Source organism: Amycolatopsis sp. NPDC021455 (assembly GCF_040640995.1).
Taxonomy (GTDB): Bacteria; Actinomycetota; Actinomycetes; order Mycobacteriales; family Pseudonocardiaceae; genus Amycolatopsis.
Genome location: NZ_JBFACT010000154.1, coordinates 1 through 4,047 on the forward strand (window position 1 = coordinate 1; position 4,047 = coordinate 4,047).

4 protein-coding genes and 1 pseudogene are annotated in these 4,047 nt (G+C 71.9%); 2 read left to right on the forward strand and 3 right to left on the reverse strand.

From position 1 onward, the window contains the following. Nucleotides 1-270: pseudogene (locus AB0G28_RS49210) on the forward strand (slipin family protein); the annotation flags it as partial. Nucleotides 271-302: 32 nt separating this feature from the next. Here the strand turns inward: AB0G28_RS49210 and AB0G28_RS49215 are convergent. Together AB0G28_RS49215 and AB0G28_RS49220 are read right to left on the reverse strand one after the other, a co-directional pair. Next, nucleotides 303-938 (reverse strand): DUF998 domain-containing protein, encoded by a 636-nt coding sequence (locus AB0G28_RS49215; protein WP_361106605.1) that lies wholly within the window; start codon nucleotides 936-938, stop codon nucleotides 303-305. Beyond that, the gene (locus AB0G28_RS49220) at nucleotides 935-2,194 is read right to left on the reverse strand and encodes an FAD-dependent oxidoreductase (protein ID WP_361106607.1); all 1,260 of its coding nucleotides are present in this window, start codon (nucleotides 2,192-2,194) and stop codon (nucleotides 935-937) included. Before AB0G28_RS49220 ends, AB0G28_RS49215 begins: the two co-directional genes overlap by 4 nt. Nucleotides 2,195-2,335: 141 nt before the next feature. On the opposite strand from AB0G28_RS49220, the gene AB0G28_RS49225 reads away from it, so the two are divergent. Further along, nucleotides 2,336-3,856, forward strand: coding sequence for a WS/DGAT domain-containing protein (locus tag AB0G28_RS49225; protein ID WP_361106610.1), 1,521 nt, complete (start codon nucleotides 2,336-2,338; stop codon nucleotides 3,854-3,856). Here AB0G28_RS49225 and AB0G28_RS49230 read toward each other — a convergent pair. Beyond that, on the reverse strand, nucleotides 3,844-4,047 hold a 204-nt coding region (locus tag AB0G28_RS49230; protein ID WP_361106613.1), incomplete at its 5' end, for an STAS domain-containing protein. The two genes, AB0G28_RS49225 and AB0G28_RS49230, sit on opposite strands and share 13 nt — an antisense overlap.

Consider the following 4,047-nt stretch of genomic DNA (forward strand, 5'->3'; position numbering starts at 1 on the left):
AAGATCATCAACGCCGAGGGCGAAGCGCAGGCCGCGGCGGCGCTCGGTTCGGCGTCGGACACGATGATGGCGCACCCGCTGGCGTTGCAGCTGCGGAACCTGCAGACGTTGATGGAGATCGGGGTGGACCACAACAGCACGGTGGTGTTCCCGGCGCCGCTGATGAGCACGATCGGCGAGCTGGGCACGTTCCTGGCCCGCGAGGCGGCCGCTGCCGCGCCGGCCACGGCGGTGCCCAACGGCGAAGCGGCGGTTCCGGCGCCTCGCTGAAGCGGTTCTGCCCGAGGGGCGTTCCGAGGGACTCAACGTCCCTCGGAACGCCCCTCGAACTCCCGGCGGCCCACCATCACGGCCAGCACCACGAGCCAGGCGAAGTAGGCGTAGGCGTTGATGCGCTCGAACCCGCCGGCCCATGGGGTGTCGTTCCGGTCGAGCCCGCGCATCGCGAACGCGGACGCGACGCCGAAGCCCGCGACCACCACCGTGGTGGCGAGCGCGTACCAGCGGAACCAGCCCGGAAAAGCGACCGCCGAAAGGATCAGCATCGCCAGCACGAGCAGGCTGAACACGCCCGACAGCGCGATGTGCATGGTGTCGTTGAACCCCGGTGGCCGGTCGCGGGAGCTCATCGCCCAGAACGTGTGTGTGGCGAGGCCCACGAGAACGAAGTCGGCGATCTGGAGGGCGCCGATCCACCGCACGATCCGGCGGCGGGCCGCGAGCACGATCCCGATCCCGAACACCAGCAACAGGACGTTGTGGACCAGGATCGCGCTCACCATCAGCGGCCGCACCGGCGAGCCGAACGCACTCAGCTCGCTGATCGCCTGGTCCCGGGCGCTGTATCCGTCGTACAGCCACGAGGCCAGCACATCGCCGGCCGTGTAGATCAGCACCGCCGCGACGACGGCCGGGACCAGCAACCGCCTCGGGTTCACCGGGCCAGCCAGCGGGTCGCGCCGCGCAGGCCGAAGGCCATCGAGTCCCAGCCGGCGCCCGCGTGGACCGGCAGCCCGGCGCGGAACCGGCCCGGCACGTACGTGCCGAGGGCCTTCTTGCCCAGCCGCCATACGGCCGACGTGCCGACGCGGTAGCTGTCGAGCGACTCCGGATCGACGACGACCGGACGGGCCGGGTCGCCGGTGACCGACAGCGGGACCTGCGCGAAGGTCGCCTTGTCGAACATCTCCAGGACACACATGCTCACCGGTTCGAACCCCGGCCCCGGCAGGTGGACGCCGGCGTCGGCGGCGATCTGGCCGGCCACCGCCTGGGCCTGCAGCAACGCCAGGAACGCCTGCTTGACCGGGAAGTCGCCGGCGTCGCCGGGCGCGTAGACGCCCGAGTGCCCGAGCACCTCACGCCGGTTCTCCTCGCAGACGAGGAAGCCGCGGTCGTCGGCCGGAAGGCCCTCGAAGCGCTGGGCGGCGACGTACGGCGGGAACGCCACCAGCAGGTCGAACTCCTGCGAGGTGCCGTCGGTGAAGGCCACCTCGAGCTCGCTGACCTTGTCGGGTTCGACGCCGGTGCGGCCTTCGATCCCGCGGGCGGCGAACTCCGCGGCCACGACGTCGTGCAGCTTCGGCCCGAACGCCTGCACGTAGCTCTTCTCGGAGGTGGTGAAGGCGATCTGGACGTTGTCGCGGACCTCGCGGCGGCGCAGCCAGGTGTCGAGCATCAGCGCGATCTCGTACAGCGGCCCGGCGCACTTGTTGCCCGGCGGCACGAGGAACAGGACCTGCTGCAGGCGGCCGTGCCGGGCGTGCTGAGCCACCCACTGCAGTTCCTCGCCCAGAGCGTGCAGCTGCCCCGGCGTCCACACAGTACGTGCGTACTCGGCCAGGCCGGGCACCTCCTCGGGGCGCATCGCGGCGCCGGTGGCGATGACCAGGTGGTCGTAGGGGACCGGTCCGTGGGAGGTGTGCACGACCCCGCGGTCGGTGTCGACGCCTTCGGCCGTGGCGATCCGGGCGTCGATCTCCCGGCGTCGCAACGGTTTCGCGAGTGGTACGTGCAGGCGGGCTTCGGCCGCGCCGAAGGGCAGGTAGATGCTGTTGGGGCGGAAGAGGAAGTCGTCGCGGTCGGAGACGAGGGTCAGCCGGACGCGGTCCGGGTTCGCCAGCGCGCGCAGTGCGAACGCGGTCTCCAGCCCGGCGAACCCGCTGCCCAGCACGACGACGTGAGAGGGGGACATGAGTTTCTCCGATACTCCGGTGGTTCGGCAGACGTCTTCACGATGCGCCTGGACGGGGTACCGGAGGCAGGGTCCTCGGCCGCGCGGGCGGAGGACTTCCGGCCCTTTTCGCCCGCTTCGCCGCCACCGCACAGTGGAATGGTGCCGAACACGCGGAAACTGGTCGGGCCGCACCGCCGGATGCCGGCGCAGGACAGCCTGTGGCTGCACCTGGACCGGCCCGAGAACCTGATGGTCGTCACCTCGGTGCTCTGGACGCGCACCCCGGTGGACCCGGCGCGGCTGCGGTCGCTCGTGTCCGACCGCCTGCTCGCGCGGTACCCGGTGTACTTCCAGCGAGCCGTCCGCCACGGCCGGTCCCTTTCCTGGGAGACCGATCCCGGCTTCGACCTCGGCAACCACCTCGTCGTGCGGGATCTCCCGGTGCCCGCCGACCAGGCGGCCCTGCAGGCGTTCGTCGCGGCGCGGCGCAGCGAGCCCCTCGATCACCGGCGTCCACTATGGACGATGGATTTGCTGCAGGGCTATCGCGGCGGTAGCGCGCTGGTGTGCCGCACCCACCACGCGATGGCCGACGGCATCCGGTTGACGCAGGTGCTGTTCAGCCTTCTGGACCCGGTCGAGGGCACCACGGCTCCGCACGCGAAGGTCGGCGGGGCCGGACCTCACCGCGAACCCGTGGCTCAGCCCGTGGTCCGGCTCGGCGCCACCGTGCTGCGTGCCCTCGAGGACACCGGCGCGAAGGTCCAGCAGCAGGCCGCCCGCGTGCACCCGGTGCTGGAGTCTGCGGTCGCCCTGCCGGTGCTCGGCGCGACCGCGGCCGTGGGGGTCACGGGCGCGGTCGCCGGGTTCCTGTCGTCGGCCCTCGAAGGCGGTCCCAGGCGCGCGGTCGACACGGTCGCGAGCGCGGCGACGACGCTCTGGCACAGCGCGACCGGGACCGGCGAACTGCTCGGCCCGTCGACCGCCACCGGCCTGTGGGACGGCGAACCGGGCGTAGAGAAGACCGCCGCGTGGAGCGACCCTGTCCCGCTGCTCGCGCTCGGCCGGATCGGCCACGACACCGGATCGACGATCAACGACGTCTGCACCGCGCTCGTCGCGGGAGCTCTCGACCGGTACTTCACCGCCCACGGAACCACCCGGCCCGGGCTGTCGGACCTCGGCTGGCTGATCCCGGTGAGCCTGTCGTCCTTCGACGACGAGCTACCGGCCACCCTCGGCAACCACTTCTCCCTGGTGCTGGCCCAGTTGCCGCTCGGCCGCCGGACGTTCGCCGAGCGTCTCGCCGAGGTGCACCGGCGGGTCGTCCGGATCCGCGACTCCTTCGAACCCGCGCTGACGTTCGGCGTGCAGTACGCGATCGCGCAGAGCCCGGCGACCCTGGGCCTGGCGGCGAGCCGGTTCTTCGCCGGCAAGGCGGTCGGCGTGCTGACGAACGTGCCCGGTCCCCGTGCGCGCATGACGCTGGCCGGCGCGGAGGTGGCCGGGATCGTCGGCTGGGCACCCTGCAGCGGCCGTCAGGCGATCACGATCTGCATCTTCAGCTACGCCGGTGAGGTGAGGTTCGGCTTCGGCACGGACCGCCACCTGATCCCGGACCCGGAGGTCTTGGTCGACGCGCTGGCGGCGGAGTTCGCCGAGGCGGCTCAGCGAGCCTGAGCCGACGCGCGTTGCACGTGGGCGCGTGCGTGGGCGACCGCGTCGTCGAGGCTGGTGAAGAGGTGGTCGCCGGTGCGGAGGACGCCGGTGGTGGTGAGCAGGTGCTGGTGGTGGTCCTGGATTCCCTTCAGCAGCACCGCGATGCCCCGGGCTTCGAGCTCTTCGACGGTCTCGCCCAGCGCCTTCGCGCC